This is a genomic window from Thalassospira permensis NBRC 106175 (assembly GCF_000714555.1).
Taxonomy (GTDB): Bacteria; Pseudomonadota; Alphaproteobacteria; order Rhodospirillales; family Thalassospiraceae; genus Thalassospira; species Thalassospira xiamenensis.
Genome location: NZ_AUNC01000023.1, coordinates 37165 through 57597, shown reverse-complemented (window position 1 = coordinate 57597; position 20433 = coordinate 37165). Strand labels below are relative to the sequence as shown.

22 protein-coding genes are annotated in these 20433 nt (G+C 55.9%); 11 read left to right on the top strand and 11 right to left on the bottom strand.

The window, feature by feature from the left end:
* Positions 1-14 precede the first annotated feature (14 nt).
* Positions 15-941, top strand: a complete 927-nt coding sequence (locus SMB34_RS12150; protein WP_037990427.1) for an AEC family transporter — start codon at positions 15-17, stop codon at positions 939-941.
* Here the strand turns inward: SMB34_RS12150 and SMB34_RS12145 are convergent.
* Positions 867-1676: an RluA family pseudouridine synthase gene (locus SMB34_RS12145; RefSeq protein WP_037990425.1), complete on the bottom strand. Its 810-nt coding sequence runs from the start codon at positions 1674-1676 to the stop codon at positions 867-869. The two genes, SMB34_RS12150 and SMB34_RS12145, sit on opposite strands and share 75 nt — an antisense overlap.
* 190 nt (positions 1677-1866) lie before the next feature.
* On the opposite strand from SMB34_RS12145, the gene SMB34_RS12135 reads away from it, so the two are divergent.
* Genes SMB34_RS12135 through SMB34_RS12125 form a run of 3 tightly spaced genes read left to right on the top strand, consistent with a single transcriptional unit; the run spans position 1867 to position 3855 of the window.
* Positions 1867-2643, top strand: a complete 777-nt coding sequence (locus SMB34_RS12135) for a DUF6134 family protein (protein WP_037990421.1) — start codon at positions 1867-1869, stop codon at positions 2641-2643.
* Entirely contained in the window at positions 2640-3416 is a 777-nt protein-coding gene (locus SMB34_RS12130) for an SDR family NAD(P)-dependent oxidoreductase (RefSeq protein ID WP_007089217.1), read from the top strand. The genes SMB34_RS12135 and SMB34_RS12130 overlap by 4 nt, the downstream gene beginning before the upstream one ends.
* Positions 3409-3855, top strand: a complete 447-nt coding sequence (locus SMB34_RS12125) for a nuclear transport factor 2 family protein (protein WP_037990418.1) — start codon at positions 3409-3411, stop codon at positions 3853-3855. Before SMB34_RS12130 ends, SMB34_RS12125 begins: the two co-directional genes overlap by 8 nt.
* Here SMB34_RS12125 and SMB34_RS12120 read toward each other — a convergent pair.
* From SMB34_RS12120 to SMB34_RS12100, 5 genes are all read right to left on the bottom strand, one after another.
* On the bottom strand, positions 3818-4309 hold the full coding sequence (locus SMB34_RS12120; protein WP_037990654.1) for a DUF3833 domain-containing protein: 492 nt from the start codon (positions 4307-4309) through the stop codon (positions 3818-3820). The two genes, SMB34_RS12125 and SMB34_RS12120, sit on opposite strands and share 38 nt — an antisense overlap.
* A gap of 85 nt (positions 4310-4394) precedes the next feature.
* Positions 4395-5741: an MFS transporter gene (locus tag SMB34_RS12115; RefSeq protein ID WP_037990416.1), complete on the bottom strand. Its 1347-nt coding sequence runs from the start codon at positions 5739-5741 to the stop codon at positions 4395-4397.
* Positions 5728-7005 (bottom strand): SAM-dependent methyltransferase, encoded by a 1278-nt coding sequence (locus SMB34_RS12110; protein WP_037990414.1) that lies wholly within the window; start codon positions 7003-7005, stop codon positions 5728-5730. Before SMB34_RS12110 ends, SMB34_RS12115 begins: the two co-directional genes overlap by 14 nt.
* Before the next feature lie 7 nt (positions 7006-7012).
* The gene (locus SMB34_RS12105; protein ID WP_037990412.1) at positions 7013-7834 is read right to left on the bottom strand and encodes a DUF1365 domain-containing protein; all 822 of its coding nucleotides are present in this window, start codon (positions 7832-7834) and stop codon (positions 7013-7015) included.
* Entirely contained in the window at positions 7831-9174 is a 1344-nt protein-coding gene (locus SMB34_RS12100; protein WP_037990410.1) for an NAD(P)/FAD-dependent oxidoreductase, read from the bottom strand. Before SMB34_RS12100 ends, SMB34_RS12105 begins: the two co-directional genes overlap by 4 nt.
* Positions 9175-9385: 211 nt before the next feature.
* Between SMB34_RS12100 and SMB34_RS12095 the strand changes: the two genes are divergently transcribed.
* Together SMB34_RS12095 and SMB34_RS12090 are read left to right on the top strand one after the other, a co-directional pair.
* Positions 9386-9976 carry a sigma-70 family RNA polymerase sigma factor gene (locus SMB34_RS12095; RefSeq protein WP_074624797.1) on the top strand — a complete coding sequence of 197 codons (591 nt, stop codon included), beginning with the start codon at positions 9386-9388 and terminating at the stop codon, positions 9974-9976.
* Positions 9973-10677: a ChrR family anti-sigma-E factor gene (locus SMB34_RS12090; RefSeq protein WP_037990406.1), complete on the top strand. Its 705-nt coding sequence runs from the start codon at positions 9973-9975 to the stop codon at positions 10675-10677. The genes SMB34_RS12095 and SMB34_RS12090 overlap by 4 nt, the downstream gene beginning before the upstream one ends.
* Before the next feature lie 89 nt (positions 10678-10766).
* On the opposite strand, the gene SMB34_RS12085 is transcribed toward SMB34_RS12090, so the two are convergent.
* From SMB34_RS12085 to SMB34_RS12075, 3 genes are all read right to left on the bottom strand, one after another.
* Positions 10767-11654, bottom strand: coding sequence for a 23S rRNA (adenine(2030)-N(6))-methyltransferase RlmJ (locus SMB34_RS12085; protein WP_007089226.1), 888 nt, complete (start codon positions 11652-11654; stop codon positions 10767-10769).
* A 5-nt stretch (positions 11655-11659) separates the two neighbouring features.
* Entirely contained in the window at positions 11660-12385 is a 726-nt protein-coding gene (locus SMB34_RS12080) for an rRNA large subunit pseudouridine synthase E (RefSeq protein WP_051682273.1), read from the bottom strand.
* A 71-nt stretch (positions 12386-12456) separates the two neighbouring features.
* Positions 12457-13191 carry an SIMPL domain-containing protein gene (locus tag SMB34_RS12075; RefSeq protein ID WP_037990404.1) on the bottom strand — a complete coding sequence of 245 codons (735 nt, stop codon included), beginning with the start codon at positions 13189-13191 and terminating at the stop codon, positions 12457-12459.
* 244 nt (positions 13192-13435) lie between these two features.
* On the opposite strand from SMB34_RS12075, the gene SMB34_RS12065 reads away from it, so the two are divergent.
* Positions 13436-14110 carry a D-lyxose/D-mannose family sugar isomerase gene (locus tag SMB34_RS12065; protein ID WP_037990402.1) on the top strand — a complete coding sequence of 225 codons (675 nt, stop codon included), beginning with the start codon at positions 13436-13438 and terminating at the stop codon, positions 14108-14110.
* An 87-nt stretch (positions 14111-14197) separates the two neighbouring features.
* Here SMB34_RS12065 and SMB34_RS12060 read toward each other — a convergent pair whose 3' ends face one another.
* Complete coding sequence (locus tag SMB34_RS12060; protein WP_037990649.1) at positions 14198-15157, bottom strand: TPR end-of-group domain-containing protein; 960 nt, start codon at positions 15155-15157, stop codon at positions 14198-14200.
* 159 nt (positions 15158-15316) lie between these two features.
* Here SMB34_RS12060 and SMB34_RS12055 point away from each other — a divergent pair, with 159 nt between their 5' ends.
* From SMB34_RS12055 to SMB34_RS12040, 4 genes are all read left to right on the top strand, one after another.
* The gene (locus tag SMB34_RS12055; RefSeq protein ID WP_037990400.1) at positions 15317-16417 is read left to right on the top strand and encodes a GGDEF domain-containing protein; all 1101 of its coding nucleotides are present in this window, start codon (positions 15317-15319) and stop codon (positions 16415-16417) included.
* Positions 16418-16486: 69 nt separating this feature from the next.
* Complete coding sequence (locus tag SMB34_RS12050; protein ID WP_007089233.1) at positions 16487-17671, top strand: BaiN/RdsA family NAD(P)/FAD-dependent oxidoreductase; 1185 nt, start codon at positions 16487-16489, stop codon at positions 17669-17671.
* 120 nt (positions 17672-17791) lie between these two features.
* Complete coding sequence (locus tag SMB34_RS12045) at positions 17792-17974, top strand: PLD nuclease N-terminal domain-containing protein (RefSeq protein WP_037990397.1); 183 nt, start codon at positions 17792-17794, stop codon at positions 17972-17974.
* 138 nt (positions 17975-18112) lie between these two features.
* Positions 18113-18592 (top strand): GFA family protein, encoded by a 480-nt coding sequence (locus SMB34_RS12040; RefSeq protein WP_037990395.1) that lies wholly within the window; start codon positions 18113-18115, stop codon positions 18590-18592.
* Here the strand turns inward: SMB34_RS12040 and SMB34_RS12035 are convergent.
* Positions 18589-20412 (bottom strand): TRAP transporter permease, encoded by a 1824-nt coding sequence (locus tag SMB34_RS12035; protein WP_240478819.1) that lies wholly within the window; start codon positions 20410-20412, stop codon positions 18589-18591. The genes SMB34_RS12040 and SMB34_RS12035 overlap by 4 nt on opposite strands.
* Positions 20413-20433: the final 21 nt, after the last annotated feature.

The window sequence follows — 20433 nt, the reverse complement described above, 5'->3', positions numbered from 1 at the left end:
AGGTCATTCTCTATATGAATCTCGCCTATGACCTGATCGCTGCCATCTTTCCGATCTTCGCCGCCATTCTGGTCGGGGCGGCACTCAAACGTTATCTGATCACAGAGTCTGACATCTGGGCCGGGATTGATCGGCTGACCTATTACCTGTTGCTGCCATCGCTTCTGATCGTCGAAATTTACCGTGCCGATTTTGGCTCCGGCCACGCGGGCACTGCGGTCATGGTCACATTGGGCGCGACCCTTGCCCTTGCGGCGGTTTTGCTGCTTCTGCGCCCGCTCATCACCCGCAACACACCGCTGTTTACCTCGATCTTTCAGGGATCGGTCCGCTATAACAGCTATGTCCTGCTCGCCGTCGCCGATGCGCTTTATGGCAGCGAAGGCTTGGCACTGGCGATTGTATTCATCGCGGTGATGGTGATTGCCACCAACATGCTGGCGGTTGTGGTGCTGAATGCCTTTGCCGGTGGCAAGGGCAGCTTCAAACGCATCATGCTCGGCCTTGCGCAAAACCCGATCATCATCGCCGCCGGGGCCGGGGCGGTGCTGAATATCAGCAACATTCACGTGCCGCTGCCGATTGAAAATACCGCAGCCCTTTTCAAAACCGCCGCCCTGCCGCTCAGCCTGCTGTCGGTCGGGGCAGGGTTGCGATTTATCCTCAGCAAACAGGCATTGGGCGCAATCGCGCTTTCAACCACGATCAAGCTCGCCCTCCTGCCGCTGATCACCGGCATTGCGCTGCATCTTGCCGGGGTGGAGGGCATGGTTCTGGCGATGGGGGTGCTTTATGCCGGGATGCCGTGCGCGGGCAACGCCTATATCCTCGCCCGGCAGCTGAATGGTGATCCCGAGGCCATGGCCTCAATCATCACCCTCGAAACCCTCCTGTCCGCCTTCAGCATCGCTGCCATCGCCGCCATACTGAGCATCAACTGACGCCGCATGCGGGGCATAGTCGCCCACGTAACCGCATGCCGAAAGCCCCGGCCGCATCAATTCGGGCGGCGGTGCATCGACCACCACCGGGTCGCGGTCGGCATGGAACGGCACCACGATCTGGCGCGACAAAAGCATCAGGGTCGGCGGCTGTCCAAAAATCGGCGGTTCATCCCCCCGACCATAAAACGGATCGCCCAGCACCGGATGCCCGATATGATCCAGATGCACACGCAACTGGTGCGTGCGGCCCGTATGGGGCGTCAACGCAAGCCAGGTGATATCATCGCCCGCTTCGTCCTTGCCACGCCCCAGCACCCGATATTCGGTCTTTGATGGCTGCCCGTCCTCATGAACCAGCATCTGCCAGCCACTTTCATCATTGGTCTTGCCAATCGGCGCGTCGATAAATCCGTGATCATCGGCAACCGCACCACGCACCACCGCCCAATAGGTTTTCCCGATCAGTTTTTCGGTAAACAGGCGGGTGATCTTTTTCGATGATTTCGGATGCCGGCACAGCAACAGGCACCCGGCCGTATCGCGGTCCAGTCTGTGCGCCAGGGTCGGTTCGGGCTGAATGCCGAATTTAAGGTCGGGCAGATAGGCATCGACATGGAAATAGGTTTTCGGCCCGCCATGCGATGCCAATCCCGGCGGCTTGTTCAGAACGATGACGTTGGAATCGCGATGCAGAACGCTTGCGATCAGGTCTTCGGCTATCGGATGGGGCATGGTCGGCCTTTCATTGTTGGCCCTGCTTTACCTCAAAGCCGGGCGCACCGCAATCACCCGGCACATGGGCAGGGCACGGCAAACCTGATCTGAACCGCATTTCCATGCGTAACAGTAGCAGCATTCCGTTTTCGAAATCCGGCTTGATCGCGTCCTGATCGCCGGGGCCAACAGCAGGGTACGCCACCACATGCCACGCCCGAAACCCCTTAAATATCTGCTTGCGACGCTTGCCGTTCTGGCAGTCCAGAATGCCGGTTCGGCCTTCGCGCAAAACGGCGAGATTTCGGCCCTTACCCCCGCACAATCCAACGGCCTTGATCGTAACGCGGCCTGTCGCAACTTCGATCCGATTGCGCGATACGGCAATGAACTGGTGTTTCAGATCCGCCGCAATGATGCCCCGGTCGGGCAGCATATCGTGCGTTTCAATCGCGGTCAGGACGGTCTTCAGGTCGTCGCCCAAAGCAATATCGATATCTCGTTTCTCGGCTTTAACGCCTATAGCTTCCGCTACCGCTCCGAAAGCATCTGGCAGGAGGGTCAATTATCCACCCTGTCGGTCAAGGTCAATGATGATGGCGATCAAACCAGCATCGCGGCCCGGCGCGAAAACGATCAGCTTGTCGTCGATGGCCCCGATGGCCAGAAATCCCTGCCGCCCGGTATTTTTCCGACCGATCACTGGCATTGCGGTGTTCTGCAAACCGATCAGGTTCTTAATACGCTGACCGGCAATCCCAACGCGGTCACCATATCCCAGACAGGCCGCGAACGCCTGGCCGTTGGCAACGGCATGATCAACGCCACCCACTTCACCTATGATGGCCAATTGCAAACCAATGCATGGTACGATGCCGATGGCCGGTGGGTCGGATTGCGCTTCAAGGCGCGCGATGGCTCTGAAATCACCTATCGCTGCACAAGCTGCCAGACCGATACGGCACAAAAGGATATCCGCGGATGATCAAACATTTCAAAACCATCTGGATCGTCGGTGCCTCCGCCGGGATCGGGGCAGCACTTGTCGAAAAATTCGCAAAATCCGATGCGGGCGCAAACACGACGATTATCGCATCGGCACGCTCCGCCGATGCGCTGTCCGATCTGGCCGCATCGTCGGAAAACATCCATGCCGTGCCGCTTGATGTGACCAAACCCGATGCGGTTCGCGATGCGATTGCCCTGATCGAAGATCGGTTTGGCCTGCCCGATCTCGTGGTTCTGGCCGCCGGGATCTATTCGCCGATGCCTGTCGATGAATTTTCCGCCAAAACCATCCGCGACCATTTCGATGTCAATTATTTCGGCACGGTCAATTGCCTTGAAACCCTGATCCCGAAAATGCGTAAACGCGGTTCGGGCGAGATCGCGGTTGTTGCCTCGGTCGCCGGTTATCGCGGGTTGCCAAAGGCCGGGGCCTATGGCCCGACCAAGGCCGCCCTGATCAATCTGTGCGAAACCCTGCGCGCCGAATTGGGGGAAACGGGTGTCTGTCTTCGGGTGATCAATCCGGGCTTTGTCAAAACCCGCCTGACCGACAAAAACGATTTCGATATGCCCTATCTGCAAACGCCCGCGCAGGCAGCCGACTATGTTTATCGCGGCCTGACGGGCGGCAACGGTTTTGAAATCGCCTTCCCGCCACCCTTTGTCCGGCAGCTAAAACTTGCCCGCATTCTGCCCTATCGGCTTTACTTCAAACTGATCCGTAAAGTGATGGGAAAATCCAATGGATGAACAGAACGCAACCAGGCTCGAAACGCTGAAATCCTATGGCGATTACTTTGCGCAACTAAGCCCGGAAACCATTGAAAACCTGCATCATCTCGTCACACCGGATTACAGTTTTACCGATCCGTTCAACACCATCAATGGCCCGGATCGGGTCTGTGCCTATCTCGACAAGATGTTTCGCGACACCGAAAATCCGCAATTCATCGTCACCCATCACGCGCTTGATGATGATCTCGGTTTTCTGCGCTGGCGCTTTACGGCCAGGATTTCGGTTCTGGGGAATTGGGATGTCACCGGCATGTCGGCGGTAACGTTTTCCGATGACGGCACGCGCATTTCATCCCATGTCGATTACTGGGATTCCGGCATGGCCTTTTATGCCCGCATTCCGCTGCTGGGCTGGTTTATTCGGCGGCTCGCAGCGCGGATGGCTGTTTCGTAAAGAACAGGGTGACCTCGCCGATCTCGAACCCCCATTTGCGCACACGCGCCCGGTTCACAAGAACCCCGTCGCCCTGCAAGAACATCCAGTCGTCAAACGTCACCCGCCAGCTACCATCACCGACCTTCAGGTCCATGTCGTAGTTCCAGTTCAACGCATTGCCATACTGCACGCCCGCGGCCATGCCGATGATGTCATCGGCCTCTCCGCTCAGGCTGTGCTCACCGGTCTTGCGGATCGTCCATACACGGCGGTCCTGTTCACCATCGTCATACAGAAAATCTTCTTCCAGCGTCAGAACACCATCATTGACGGTTCCAGTGATATCAACCGTGAACTGGCGCCGCAGCTTGCCGAACCGGTCCTCAAAAATGCCCCACGCCCGACTATTGCCTTCGAAGTATTCAAACACATCGAAGCGGGGTTCTTTTTGCGCAAAATCCTGCGGTTTCATTGACCCACACCCGGTAAGTATCAAAACCATCACAAGCGCCGTAAAAGATCGCAGCATCAGCTTTCTCCCGCAAAGGATACAAGGATCAGAAGGTGCGGCGAGCCAGACGCCGACGAATTGCAACCTGATGCACGCGATCCAATGGAAAACGCCACATCATCCCGATTGCTCCTGCTTTCAGTACGATGGGCAGCACCGCATAGATCATGACAAGTGCGATCAAAGCCGCGGAATTTTCATTCCCCCCATTCGTCAGGCCAAAAGCCCCCAGAATCGGCAGGGCAATTCCCGCCGCCAACGCCATCGCAAGCTTGTTGGTCATGTTCCAAAGCGCAAACAGAACACCGGTCCGGCTGGCATGAAACCGGTACCGGTCCCAGTCATCGACATCTGCCTGAATGGCGGGTGGCAGCGCCAGATCCGCCCCCAAGGCCGCACCGGTAAAGACACAGATCACCGCAAACCCCGCCCAGTCCCCGGCTGACAGAAACGGCACGAACGCGAATGCCGACACTGCCATGATCATCGCCACGCACCAGACCCGGTGTTTGCTGATTTTACCGGCCAAAAACACCCAAAACGGAATGGCGGCAATGGCCGCAACAAAATACAAAAGGATCAGGGCGTTTTCCGTATCCGTATCAAGCTTCAGGTAATAGCGCACAAAAAGCGGGAAACAGACCGCAGGCAATCCACCGGCAAGGCCATTGATCATCCATGCGGCCAAAAGCCGGACAAAAAGCCGGTTCTGGCGCAGACTGCGAAGCGACTGAGCAAACCGGGCACGAAGGGAAACACCCCCCTGTTGGGTATCGGCAGTACGGCCGTGCCCCGGGCGGGCTGCGCTATCTGGGACCTTGATGATCAGAATCGTAACGAAAACCGCCCCCGCAACAATGGTCATCATCGCAAGGGTTCGGATTTCATCGGCCCGGGATGCATTCATCATCACAACCGGGATCGCCCCGGCAATGACAATACCAATCAGCCCCGCCCCTTCACGAAGGGACGTGATCAATGTCCGCTCCCGGTAATCCCCCGAAAGGTCTGCCCCCCACGCCAGATAGGGCACCTGAAACAGCGTCCAGCCAAGGAAAAGAATGCTTGCCGAAACAAAAAGATGCCCGCCACCGGGCTGATCGGGCGGCACAAAAAGCATCCAGATTCCGATCCCGGCAATCACCGCACCAAACCCGACCCAGATTTTGCGCCGTCCCGTATAATCCGAAAGCCACCCGGCCAGCGGATCAGTCAGCATATCGATGATCCGCACCGCCAGAAGGATCGCCCCCGTAAGGGCAAGCCCAAGGCCAAGATCATCCCCATAATAACTGGGTAACAGGACATAGGCGGGAATCGTCGGCACCGCCGCCGCCATTGCTGGCAGCGCATAATAAAACGCCGTTTTGCGGCCCCGATCAGGTTGCGGCATTTTCGCGATGTTCGATCACAAAGAACCCGACATCAATCGACCCTTCGTCAAACCCGGTTTCGCAATAGGACAGGTAATATTCCCACATCCGTTTGAAACGGATATCAAATCCCTGCTCGGCGATGCTGTCCCAGCCATGCTGGAAACGGCGCTGCCATTCGGCCAGTGTGCGGGCATAGGATTTGCCGAAAAATTCGGAATGACAAAGCGAAAGACCGGCATTGGCAATCGCCGTACCAAGCGCCTCTGGCGAGGGCAGCATCCCGCCCGGGAAGATATAGCGTTGGATGAAATCCGCCCCCTTGCGGTAATCCTCGAACCGGTCATGATCGATGGTGATGATTTGCAAAACCGCCTTGCCGCCGGGTTTCAGCCGCTTGCGGATCATATCGAAATAGATCGGCCAATGTTCCTCGCCAACCGCCTCGAACATCTCGATTGAAACGATCTTGTCGAACTGCCCGTCCTGATGGCGATAATCGCGAAGCTCGATATTGGTGCGATCCGACAGGCCAAGTGTCAGAAGGCGATGATGCGCAAACGCATGCTGTTCGCGCGAAAGCGTCAGCCCCGTGACATGGCAGCGATGCTGCCCTGCCGCCATTTCGGCAAACCCGCCCCAGCCACAGCCGACTTCCAGAACCCGTTCGCCGGGTTGCAGCGATGCAAGTTCGCAAATCCGGCGGTATTTCGCATCCTGTGCGGCCTCAAGCGTCATGTCCTGGCGGCGATAAAGACCGGATGAATAGGTCATCCCCGGATCAAGCCATTCCTGATAGAACCGGTTTCCAAGGTCGTAGTGATAGGCAATGTTGCGTTTTGATCCTTCGACCGTATTGGCATTTCGCAAATGCCCGATCCGGGCCACCAGCCGGGAAATCATGCCGCCTGCCAGTCGGGCGCGAACGATATTTTCGTTTAACATCGCCACCCGCATCACATTGGTCAGATCGGGGCTTGTCCATGCCCCATCCATATAGGCCTCGGCAAAGGCAACATCGCCACCGGTCGCAAGCCTGCGGATCGCCTTCCAGTCATGAATATGAAGAACCGCGCGGATTTCGGTCTGCTCCTGCCCGGTAAACTGCAACGTGTCCCCATCGGGCAAAACAATCGTCAATCGACCGTAATGCAAATGTGCCAGAATGCGTTTCAGCATGATTTTCAGCAGATTGCGACTTCCGGTCATGCCCCCGATGACGGGCAGGAACCTGTCACGAAACGGGCGGACTATTGTCGAAGAGGATCGATTGCGTTCCGGCATTTCCTGATTACCTTTTTGCGGCTTCGGCCGTCTGGCTATTGGCAGCAAACACATAAGTCACATCATGTGCTGGCGGCGTTGGACGTTTATGGAACTTCATGCCTTTGCGCCACAGATGCAGCGCCTCGTAATGAATGCCCGCCACCACCTTAAGCGTCATCAGCGGATAGCGAATAAAGGCCATAAACAGGTTACGGTCAGAAAGTGCGGTTCGATCACCGACAAATGCCGCATTCAGAAATGCGCCGTCCTTGTCGGTTTCACGAATGGCAACCGCGACTTTTTCATCCGGCATGCAAATGCGGAAATGATAATCGGCCTGCATATCGATAAAGGGCGAAACGTAAAATCCCTTGGCACAGCTTTGCCGCAGCACGCCTTTTTCATCAATCGCATCGCTGCCCACCGGGATCAGATAGCTGTGCCGGTCGCCGAAAGTATTGGAAACCTCATACAGGACCGCGCCGACCGAACCGTCCGACCGATGGCAGAAATAAACCGATAGCGGATTGAAAACGAAGCCCAGAATGCGCGGATAACACAGCAATTCGATCCGATGCGCACAATCGCCAAGATCGTGCTTGTTCAGGATATCTTCGATACGTTTGCGGATATCGCCGTGTTCACGATCGGCATGATCACGGTCATGGAATGAAAACAGGTTGAACCGGTTGCGGCTGAACAGCTTCAGCGACCCGGCCAAGCCATCGATTTCATCAAGATCAAACAAAAAGGAAAACACCCGATAGCGCAATTTGTGATCACGCGGGCGAAGGCGATGATGCATCACCGATCCTTCAAACAGGGCGGATGTCCATGTGCCTGTCATGCGGCAACTTCTTTTTGAACTGTATCAACAGGGCCCAGATGAATACGACCGCTTTCATTTTCAACATTCCACGGGCGACGAACACCACCCAATGCCTCGGCCACGGCAAGGCCCGACTGAATGCCGTCTTCGTGGAAGCCATAGCCAAAATAGCTGCCGCAATACCAGATGTTATCCATTCCCTGAATCGACCAGAGCCGTTTCTGCGCGTCCATTGCCGCCGCATCAAAAACCGGATGATCATACAGGAAGGATCGAATGACACTGCCCTCACGCGGCGCGCGCGCCGGGTTAAGGGTAACAAAAAGCGGCTGCGCTTCGTCAAGATGCTGCAACCGGTTCATCCAATAGGTCACACAGACTTTCTGTTCCCCGCCATGCTCTTCGGCAAGGTAATTCCAGCTTGACCAGACCTTGCGCGTTTGCGGCATCAGGCTTTCATCATTATGCAGGATCGCCAGATTGCGCTCATACTGGAACGCCGACAGCAATTCGCGCGCCGCGCGTGCCGGATTGGCCTGAAGCGCAAGGGCCTGATCACCATGGCAGGCCAGAACAACGTGATCGTAGTCTGTCCGTTCGCCATAACGATTTTCAACAAACACCCCACCCTTGCCATTCGGCCCGACCTGGGCAATGGCGCTATCAAGGATAACACCACCGGAAATCTCCTTGATCATCCTGCCGACATACTGACGCGAGCCACCAACAACGGTGCGCCATTGCGGCCGATCCTTGATCTGCAAAAGCCCGTGATTCTGACAGAACCGGACAAACGCCGCCAATGGGTATTCCATCATGGTATCGACCGGCGTTGACCAGATCGCAGCCCCCATCGGCAACAGATGATCATTGATAAAGGATTTCGAATAACGATGGGCCGACAGATAATCGCCAAGACTTTGCGTTTCGGCCTGCCCGGTTTCAAGCGCAAGCGGTGCCTCGCGATAGAAACGCAGGATATCGCGCACCATCCGCCAGAAACGCGGACGGAAAATATTGCGTTTCTGCGCGATCAAGGATGCCAGATCAGATCCGCCATATTCCAGACCGCCCCGGTCCATCGAGGCGGCAAAGGACATATCGGTCGCCGCTGTTTGCACACCAAGATGATCAAACAGGGCACAAAGATTTGGGTAACAACGGGTGTTATAGACAATGAAACCGGTATCGACCGGTGTTTGACCCGCATCGACGGTATTGGAATGCCCGCCGGGACGGTCATCCTTTTCATAAAGCGTGACGTTGTGAGACTGGCTGAGCAACCAGGCTGCCGACAGGCCGGAAATACCCGAACCAACAACAGCTATATTGAGTTTCCCCGATGATCGAAGCGTCATATGTGGCGCGCCTGCTTGCAGTGACAATGTCTAAGTTACATATATTTACGAATGCCAGCAATTTGCAGATCACTGCGTTACAACGAATGCTGATAATTTTAAGTAATTGGTGGAAAACGTACAAATTCGTTTGATCCAAAAATTTCCGGCTGGCGTATGATTGTTCATGAACACGATCATGGCGCGGCCCCGAAGGGGACCAGAAACGAAAATGAGCGGCACGACAAGATCAAGGCCCGGTCCGGCTGACCCCGACGAGGCCAGGAAATGTGCCAGCTGGATTGTGGCGGTTGCGGCGACGCAGGACCGTGAGGCATTTGCGCAACTGTTTGCCCACTTTGCGCCTCGCGTCAAAGCCTACATGTTCCGGTTTGGCGGCAATTCCGAAAACGCCGAGGAACTTGCGCAAGAAGCCATGATGCAGGTCTGGCGCAAGGCGCATCTGTTTGATCCGCACAAGGCTGCCGCCAGTACATGGATTTTTACAATCGCCAGAAACCTTCGTATTGATCGTTTCCGGCAACGCAAACATATCGAAGTGGACGATTCCGATCCGACGCTGATTATTGACGATAGCCCGCTTGCCGACGAAATCGTCGACCGGGATGAACATGCCGTTCTCGTCAAATCCGCCATGGAAGAATTGCCCGCCGATCAGAAAGTGGTTGTTGAATTGTCGTTTTTTGAAGATCTCTCGCACAGCGAAATTGCCGAAAAGCTTGATATCCCGCTGGGCACTGTCAAATCGCGGTTGCGGTTGGCCTTAACCAAACTTCGTGGTGGATTGGAGGGTGTAGCATGAATATCAAACACCACCCGACAGATCAGACATTGATGGAATACGCCAGCGGCAGGATGTCTCAGGCGATGGAATTGCTTGTGGCAACGCACATGACCCTTTGCCCGAAATGCCGTGAAAAGGTCGCGGAATTCGAGGCCCTTGGCGGTGCGGCGCTGGAAACGGCAAACGTCATGTCCATGAATACTCATGCGCTTGACCATGTCATGGCCATGATCGAACGCGAAACCGCCAACGAGAATGTCGTTTTCAGCGAAATACCGTTCATACGTCGGGTTGCCGTCGGGGAAAGCATTACCGGAAGCGCCATTCCATCCGTCCCGCGGCCCCTGGCAAATCTTTTGCCTGATGATGTTCTTTCGCTCGAAGACATTCCGTGGAAGTCGCTGGCACCGGGTGTGAAGCATTACCAGCTGAAATCGATCGAAAGCAAAGGCACCGTGCGACTGATGAAAATCGCACCGGGTGTGTCGATCCCCGATCACGGGCATCACGGCCATGAAATGACCCTGCTGCTTAAAGGGTCGTATATCGATGAAATCGGTCGGTTCCGGGCCGGTGACGTCGCCGATCTTGGCAACGATGTCGATCATCAGCCGATTGCCGACACCGCCGAGGAATGCATCTGCCTGATCGCGACCGATGCCCCGATGAAATTCAACCGTCTGCTGCCAAAACTGCTGCAGCCCTTCATCGGCATATAAGTCAAACTGCGTCCCGACGCAGAAAGGCCGCGGACATAGCGATGTCTGCGGCCTTTTAATTTGAATCCTGCCCCGTCTCGCACGCTGGCCTATTGCGACGGTACCAGCCAATGGGTCCGGTGCGTTGCCGGGCCGGGCAGTTTGACGGCATCGCAAAGCCACTGGCCAATTTCATCAAACTCCTGATCAAATCCATAAGGTGGATTGATGATCAGAAGACCCGTGCCGCGCATCCGCCCCTTTGCCCCGCCCTGATTGGTCGAAAGCTCCGCACACAGCACGCCACCCTTGGCTTTGATCTGGGTGAAGTTTTCACGCAGTTCGGCATCAAATCCGGCCTCAAGGATCGGATACCACAGCATGAAGATGCCGTTTTCCCACCGTTCCCAGGCCCGTTTGATCGAACTTGCCGCCTTCTGATAATCCTGTTTGACGTCGTAACTGGGATCCATCAGCACCAGACCGCGCCGGATGGCGGGCGGCATCATGCCAACCAGTCCCTCATACCCATCGCGCTTGTGCAGGTGAATACGCGGATCGCGTTCGACACTGTATTCCAGCAGGTCATATTCGCGCGGATGCAATTCCATCAGGATCATTTCATCATGCTCGCGCAGCAATTCGCGCATGATAAACGGCGACCCGGGATAAAACGGCCCCTTCAGGTCGTCATCCTCAAACACGCCGTAATCGCGGCCCTTGGCAATCGGATCAAAGGCCGCGATCTGATCAAGAAAGGGCTGCATCTGTTTGGGCGCATTTCCCTTTTGCTGTGCAGCGGCAATACCGTTTTTCCATTCACCGGTTTTCGCCGACTGCGCACTGCCAAGATCGTACCAGCCTGACCCGGCATGGGTATCGATCACGCAGAACGGTTTTTCTTTATTGCATAGATAATCAAGGATGATCCGCATCGCGGCATGCTTGTGAATATCGGCAAAATTGCCCGCGTGAAAGCCGTGCAGATAGCTCAGCATTGCCTTTATCCTTTAGGTGCGCGTGGCTTGCCACCGCGTGACTGTTTGGGGTTGCGCGACTTTTGGGACCGCCCGGACCGGAATGCGTTTTTACCCTCACCCTCAGTACGGGGTCGCCGGTTGGCCTGCATGTTCCCGGGCAGGGGTTTGACCTGAACCGGGCCGGGTTCGGGTGCTTTGACCTCGATCACCTGCCAGTCACCGGGTGCCAGATTATCCAGCGTCCAGTCACCAATCGCATAACGGATCAGACGCAAGGTCGGAAAGCCGACCGCGGCTGTCATACGCCTGACCTGCCGATTACGACCTTCGGTGATGCTCAGTTCAATCCAGCTTGTCGGAACCGATTTGCGAAACCGCACCGGCGGATCACGCGGCCAAAGATTTTCGGGCTCCCCCATCAGGCGCGCGCGCGCCGGTCGGGTCATGCCGTCTTTCAACTCCACCCCGTTACGAAGGGCAGAAAGGGCTTCTTCGGTCGGCTCGCCCTCCACCTGAACCCAATAGGTTTTCGGCTTTTTGAATTTCGGGTGGGCGATCTGGGCATTCAGCGGCCCGTTATCTGTCAGCAGCAGCAATCCTTCGCTATCGCGATCCAGCCGCCCGGCCGCATAGACACCGGGCAGATCGATATAATCGGCCAGCGTCGCCCGACCGTTTTCACGGTCGGTAAACTGGGTCAGAACGCCATACGGCTTGTTAAAAAGGATCAGCTGCGCCATGCGCCGCATAGAACCATTTTTGCCCGACAAGTCAACTGGGCAAGTCAACCGGACAAGTCAACCAGTCCGGCCGAACGTGATCAATCCTCGATCAGATATTCCATGGTGGTGACAACACGCACGGTTTTGTTGATCTGCTGGCTTTCCATCGTATTGGGGGCACCATCAGCCGGAAGGATCTGGAACAACCCTTGCGTTGCGCGGCGAATACCGCCCAGATGACCACCGGAATCGGTTGCGAATTGCTGCGCACTTTCACGCGCATTGGCCGTGGCCGCCGCAATCATTTCCGGTTTGATGTCATTTAGCTTGGTGAACATGAAACTCGGACCGGGGTTATAACCCTGCCCGCCCAGAACGATCCCACCCTGAAGCAATTTTCCAATATCCTGCGTTGCCGCAACGACTGCGTCGATCTTGTCGGTGCGGACCTGGATCGTCTGACTGACGATATAGCGGCTTTCAATCGGCCCGGAACGATAGGACTGCGCAAGCTGATCAGTAACCTGAAGACTTTGCAGTTCGGTCATGTCCTTGGTGATGCCATGCGTTTCAAGAAACGCCAGAAGTGCGGTCGTATCGCTTTCGATTTTGGCCTGCGCGTTTTGCAGAACATCATCGGTCGCAACATAGGTAATCGGCCACACCGCACGATCCGCCACCACATCGCGTTCGGCCAAACCCTTGACGGTGACAAACCGGTCAAGGGATCGCATGTCAGAAAGCCCCTTGCCGACAAGCCATCCGGCACCGGCAATACCGGCACTGACCACAACCGCCGCAACAAATTTCGCAAATCCCGAAGAAGAAGACATGCCCGTGTTTCCTTGATTATTGTTGTTCCGCTAAACGCATAGCTTTTGTTTTGAACACCTTATCAGACGGAACAAAATCGACAAAATCAGGGCAGTCATTTTGCAGGTTTGCGAAATCGGATAACGGGCATTTGAATGCATTCAAATTGGGTCGCAATCCTTTTTCGAACATGCTAAAAGCCAGCAACGCCTGCGCATCGCGCGGCCAACCATTCAAACACGCAAAAGCTTTACGAGGTCGTCCATGCGCCGTTCCGATATCAATGCACATATCACGCATGCCAAGGAACTGTTCGAGTCCATTTCCTTCAAACTGCCCGTCTGGGGCCACTATTCCCCGGCGCAGTGGGATGCCGAGCCTGATCTTGCGAAATGGTGCCGTGCCCATCAGATGGGCTGGGACGTAACCGATTACGGCGAAGGCGATTTCGCCCGTCGCGGCCTGATCCTGTTTTGCCTGCGCAATGGCATCCTGCGCCAGCCGGGCGAAGTCCCCTATGCCGAAAAAATCATGATTGTCGGCGAAAATCAGGAATGCCCGTGGCATTACCACAAGGTCAAAATGGAAGACATCATTGTGCGTGGCGGCGGCAATCTGGTGATCGAACTGACCAATCTGACCGAAGACGGCAAAATGGACATGGTCAATGACGTGCATGTCCGCACCGACGGCAAGCTCAATATCCTTCCGGCCGGTGGCAAGGTCGTGCTCGAACCCGGTCAAAGTGTCACCCTGCCGCGCACCCTTGTGCATCGCTTCTATGGCGAAGAAGGCAAAGGACCGGTGATCGTTGGCGAAGTATCGCAGGTCAATGATGACCTTGCCGACAACTACTTCTTTGACTGCGACGCCCGGTTCAGCGAAATCGAAAATGATGTCGCGCCGATCCATCCGCTGTGGAATGAACTGGCCGGTTAAGATCACCGATCAACTGATATGCAAACCCCCGGCAGTCCGCACTGCCGGGGGTTTGTTTTTGGCTTGGGGCGTGAAATGCCCTCGACGTTATTCCGCGGGCGCAGCACTCTCGGGATTACCAAGAATTTCGGCAAATTCCCGCAAATTGCGAAGCGGCTCAAACTCAACCTCAGTCCAGGCAGGCTGACGCATCGCATCCGAAAGGGCCACCGCACGCTGCAAATCGGCAAGGGCGGCTTCCGGATAACCCAGCCCTGCATTGGCGCACGCCCGCTGATAATAACCATTGGCATTATCCGGCGCCTCGGCCAAGAGCCGGTTACACAGGCTAAGCGCCCAGTCACGATCACCCAGCTGAAGGGCGGCATCCGCCTTATAGGCCATGACTTCCGGATCGCCCGGCGACAGTTCAAGGATCTTGTCGTAAATCTCGATCTTGGACCGCGGATTGGTCACCTTGTTGGCCTGCAGCCAGAAGGCATGAATGGTCTGGGTATTTTCGATTTCCTGCTGATGATCGTTGATCACCATGCTTTTCTGGCGCAGCTCGTCTTCAAGCGCACTCAGACGTGTTTCAAATTCTTCGGACAGGCGGCGCAATTCCGTATCGGCAAGGTTACGCACACTTGATTTAAGTTCCCGCAACGACTGCCAGCCCAGCATGGTCAGAAGTGCACCGACGGCGGCCACAAAATAGAAGAAATAGGTCACCGTGTTCGACGAATAGGAAATCGCCTTGTCGATGGCCTCAAGCTGCCGGTTAACAACCTCGCGCAGCAACTCGGCGCGCATGCCCTGCATTTCAGTCCGCAATGCCTTTAACTCGTCAAGTACATAGCGTTCCATAAGCGGCGGCATATTGGTGCGTTCACCAGCTTCAATCGGACGAAAATCGACCGGTGGCAACGTATCGCCCGATGACGTGCCAGATGTGCCAGATGTTGCAGGGGCAGCCCCCATGCCATCCTGCGCCAGAACCGGTGATGAGACCAGAACCACCATCATCACGATGATACCGGCGACCATGCGTTCAAACCGTAACGTCATTTCCTGCTGCTTCCCTGTTTCTTTTTTATGGCTTGGTTTTATTGGCGGGGCTTTTGTAACCCGGCTTCGGCCATGATCCAAATCAACGTTATGATTGGACTGTAACGATATATTGCCCCTGCCAAAACATACATTTTTTGGAAAGTCGCGCAGGTATCGATGATCGAATACGGCACCAGCCCGGATCGGGCACAGCAATTGTCAAACGCAGCCCTCGCCATGATGTCCGAACTGGGCGTTATCGCGCATCCGAACAATTTTACGATCTTTTTCAATTACCTGTCTGGCGAAGAACCCGATCTTACGCAGACGATTGATATCCTGCGCAGCAACAATCGCGAATTCGACGAATTGCAGTGCCGCGACCTTTTCACGCGGTTTTTTGACACCGTGAATGAACGCGAAATCGTCACCCGCATCACCGAAGATCTGCGCAATCAGTTGATGTCGGTTCTGGAAACCGTGCGCAATGCCGGAATTGACACCTGTGCCTATGGCGAGGCCCTTGATCATTTCTGCGAATATATCGGAGACAAGGATTTCACCAATCTGGAACAGGCGCTTAAAACGCTGCTCGGTGCAACCCGCGACATCGAAGGCGTAAACCGCCTTCTTGAAACCCGGCTTGATAATACCTCGACTGAAATATCGAAACTGCGCCGGGACCTCGAAGACATGAAGCGCGAGGCCATGACCGACTGTCTGACCGGCATTGCCAACCGCAAGGCATTTGATCTGCGATTGCGCGATTGCGCCATGCAGTCGATGGAAACCGGCAAACCGCTTAGCCTGCTTCTGATCGATATCGACCATTTCAAAACATTCAACGATACCCACGGGCATCAGGCAGGCGATCAGGTCATTCGACTGATGGCCCAGACCCTTCAGCAGAACGTCAAGGGCCGCGACACCGCCGCCCGTTACGGTGGGGAGGAATTTGCCGTCATCCTGCCGATGACCGGTCTTGGCTGCGCCCGCCAGTTGGCCGAACATATCCGCCACAATGTCGAAACCCGCAAGGTGGTCAGCCGCATCCGCCATGAAGAACTTGGCAAGGTCACCGTTTCAATCGGGGTCAGCACCTTTGCCTATGGCGAGCCGCTTGGCCGCTTTATCGAACGCGCCGATCAGGCGCTTTATCTGGCCAAGGCCAAAGGCCGCAACCGGGTTGCAACCGAACGCCAGATTGCAGATGCCCATCCGACGGCCCAGACACCCGATATCACAACACCACAGCCCAAAAAGCAGCGTTACGCCTGACAGGCACTGACAGAACACCAATTTATCCGTATAAGGCAGGTCGTTTTCCCCGAAAGATTGGCCTGCTGCGTGAAGAAGATTGATGTCCTTGTGATTGGTGCCGGTGCCGCCGGCCTTATGTGTGCAATCGAAGCCGGAAAACGCGGCCGTTCGGTTGTGATTGTCGATCATTCGGCGAAACCGGCTGAAAAAATCCGGATTTCCGGGGGCGGTCGCTGCAACTTCACCAATCTGCATGCCAGCCCGGAAAATTTCATTTCGCAGAACAAGCGTTTCTGCGTCTCGGCACTCAAACGTTACACCCAGTTTGACTTCATTGATCTGGTCAATCGCCATGACATTGCCTGGCATGAAAAAACACTGGGGCAGCTTTTCTGCGATGAATCCTCGTTCCAGATCATCGACATGCTGCTCGATGAATGTGATGCCGCCAATGTCGAGCTGCGCCTGAACACCGAAATCAGCAACATCATCCGCCGCGATGATGCCGGGTTCGATGTCACCACACGCACCGGCGCGCAATGGACCTGCCAATCCCTTGTCGTGGCCTGTGGCGGCCTTTCCATTCCCAAAATCGGCGCAACCGGCTTTGGCTATCAGATTGCCCGACAGTTTGGCATCGACATCGTTCCGACCAGGGCCGCCCTCGTGCCCCTGACCTTCGATCCGGATATGCGGGCCGATCTGGGCCAGCTTTCCGGCATTTCGGTTGATGCGATTGTCCAGTGCCACAAAAAGCAGTTCCGCGAAGGATTGCTGTTCACCCATCGCGGGCTCAGCGGCCCGTCCATCCTGCAGATTTCATCCTATTGGGATGAGGGTGACGCCATCACGGTCAATCTGAACCCCGAAGAAGACGCGTTTGATCTTCTGAAATCGGCCAAGGCCGAAAGCCCGAAACAGGCCGTGCATAATGTGCTCTCGCGCATTCTGCCAAACCGTCTGGCCCAGATGATCACCGCCCGCCACGGGCTTGATCGCCCGATTGGTGAAACCGGGGACAAGGCGCTTCGTCTGCTTGCAACCGATGTCAATCAGTGGTCGGTCATGCCGCAGGGATCCGAAGGCTATCGCACCGCCGAGGTCACGCTGGGCGGGGTCGACACCAACGCCCTGTCATCGAAAACCATGGAATGCCGCGATGTCCCCGGCCTTTATTTCATCGGTGAAGTCGTTGACGTTACCGGCCATCTTGGCGGCTTCAATTTCCAGTGGGCCTGGTCATCGGGCTGGTCGGCCGGACAAGTCGTCTAGGTAAGTTCGCCATTTGGTCGCAAAATACCTCGCGGGAACAACTTCCCATCCAAGCCGTTTGACTTTCAAGAACAGCCGACAGCTTTCCTGTCTGCTGACACAGAAAAATGAGGTTGGGTTATGGAATATGGTGGAATTATCGGACTGATCATTCTGATTGCCGATATCTGGGCGATCATCAATGTCATGGGCAGCGGTGCCAGCACCGGTTCAAAAATCATCTGGACGATTCTGATCCTCGTGTTGCCGGTTCTCGGCCTGATCATCTGGCTGTTTGCCGGTCCGCGTAGCGGACGCGCTTAACGCAGAAATCACTAACAGCACCCAATAGCCGCCAGGGACAAAGCACCCTGGCGAAGAACCTGTTGGCATTCCGGTCAGGCACGCATTAATTTGCATGCCTGACCTTTTTTGTGCGCAATTACAACCGGGTGCCAGTCGATGGACAAGATTTCCTATCCCGTCACAGGATCCTGCCGTTGCGGGAAACTTGAAATCGCGCTGGCAGCACCCCCGGTCCTGACCGCAGCCTGCCATTGTCGTGGTTGCCAGAAAATGAGCTCAAGCGCCTTTTCGCTGACCGCGATGTGCAAATCAGACAGCTTTCGCGTTGTACGCGGAACACCGGTCAAAGGCGGCGCTCAAGGTCCCGAACTGGATCATTTTTTCTGCCCGGACTGCAAGACATGGATGTTTACCCGAATCACCGGCATGGATGATTTTGTCAATGTCCGCCCGACCCTGTTTGATCAGAAGTCCCTTGCCACACCCTTCATTGAAACCATGACATCTGAAAAACTGCCATGGGTCAGCATACCGGCACAGCACAGCTTCACGGGCTTTCCGGATGTCGATGATTTCATGAAGCTGCTTGATGATTTCAGTCAGACGCAGGACCAACAGGGAAGCCGCCGGGGTTAAACCCCGGCAACAAAAATGACAAGCCCGCCCATAACGCCCGATGCGATGCGGACCAGAACCGGGCGCGGCGATATCAAGCCATAGGAAATCGCCGTCAGACCAACCGCAACCTTAAGCCCGGCAACCAACGCCCAAACCGGATTGGCCGCAAGATCAATCAATGACCCGTTTGCGATCATCGCCAGCGGCACGATGTAAAGCCCGACGCCAAGCGCCATGGCCGTTCCGGCCACCTTCAGCCAGTTTTCCTCGACCATGCCCGCGGCAATGAACACCGCACCGCAAACCGGCGGGGTAATCGTCGACAGCAGGGCAAACCAGAACACGAACAGATGCGCCTGCAACGGATCAAGCCCAAGCTCGGTCAGGGCGGGTCCGGCCACCGAAACACAGATCACATAGGCCGCCGTGGTCGGCACTTCCATGCCAAGGATCAGACACGCCACCGCCGTCAGCAGCAAGGCCGGCCAAAGCATCCCGCCCGATCCCGACAGCAGAAGCGACGTGATTTTCACGCCAAGCCCGGTCAGACCCAAAACACCGATAACGATGGACGCGCACAAAATGATCGCAGCAATCATCGATACCTGCCGCCCGGCACTCAGGCAGACCTCGGTAAATCTTTCGCCCGTCCGTTTCAGGCTGAATTGCAGATTGCCATCTAAAAACAGCAAAGCCGCACCGGCAATCATCGCAAGGCAGGCGGCATATTGCGGCGTATAGCCACCGCCAAACATGCCCCAAAGCAATATGGCAAACGGCACAAGGAAAAACGCCGACGTCACAATCACAGCGCGGGTATCAGGCCGGTCTTTTTCCGGCACACCGGGCAAATCATAGCGAAGCGCAAAGGCATTGATCCCGACCCACACCGCCAGAAAATAAAGGATTGCCGGCAAAATGGCCGCAACCATGATCTCGACATAGGGCCGCCCGGTCAGCTCGACCATGACAAAGGCCCCGGCTCCCATCAAGGGCGGCATGATCTGCCCGCCCGACGATGCCACCGCCTCGACCGCAGCGGCCAGTTTTTTCGGATAGCCAAGCTTGGTCATCGCCGGAAGGGTAATCGCCCCGGTGGACGCCACATTGGCCGACGCCGACCCGGAAATGGAGCCAAACAACGCCGACGAAATCACCGAAACCTTGGCCGCCCCACCGCGCAACCGTCCGGCGGCCGCACCGGCAACATTCATGAAGCCCTGCCCGGCTTCGCCACCATTCAGGATCGCGCCAAAGATGACAAAGATCGCAACGATGCTGACCGAAACCCCGGTAAGGCTTCCCCAAAGGCCGCCTTCGGCAATGGTTAGCGTACCCAGCATGCTTTCAATCGGAAGCCCGCCATGGCCGAATTCACCGGGAATATATTCGCCAAAGAACCCATAAAGCAGCGCAATCGCCGCCACACTCGGCAAAGGCCATCCGATGGCGCGTCTTGCCATTTCAAGAACAATGCCCAGCAGGGCAAATGATATGGCAATTTGCAGATTCCCGACCAGGAACCCGTATTGATCACCCAGCATGCCATGATTGAACGCCACCCACAAACATGCCGCAAGCCCGATCACGGTAAGGATCAGACCGCTGATTTTCTGCCACGGTGTTTTGGCAACAAACACCAATGCCCAAGGCAACGCCAAAGCCATATGCAACGGCCGACTGACCAGATTGGGAACCAGCCCCGAAAAAATCAGCCAGAGATGAAAAAAGATGGATACCGCGCCAAGCGCAATCCAGAAAGGGCGGGAAACAGCAGACATCGTAATCCTGATACGTCCGATAAAGAACGGCCCGGCTGTGGCGGCCGGGCCTGTCATCACATTATTGCCAATCGGCGA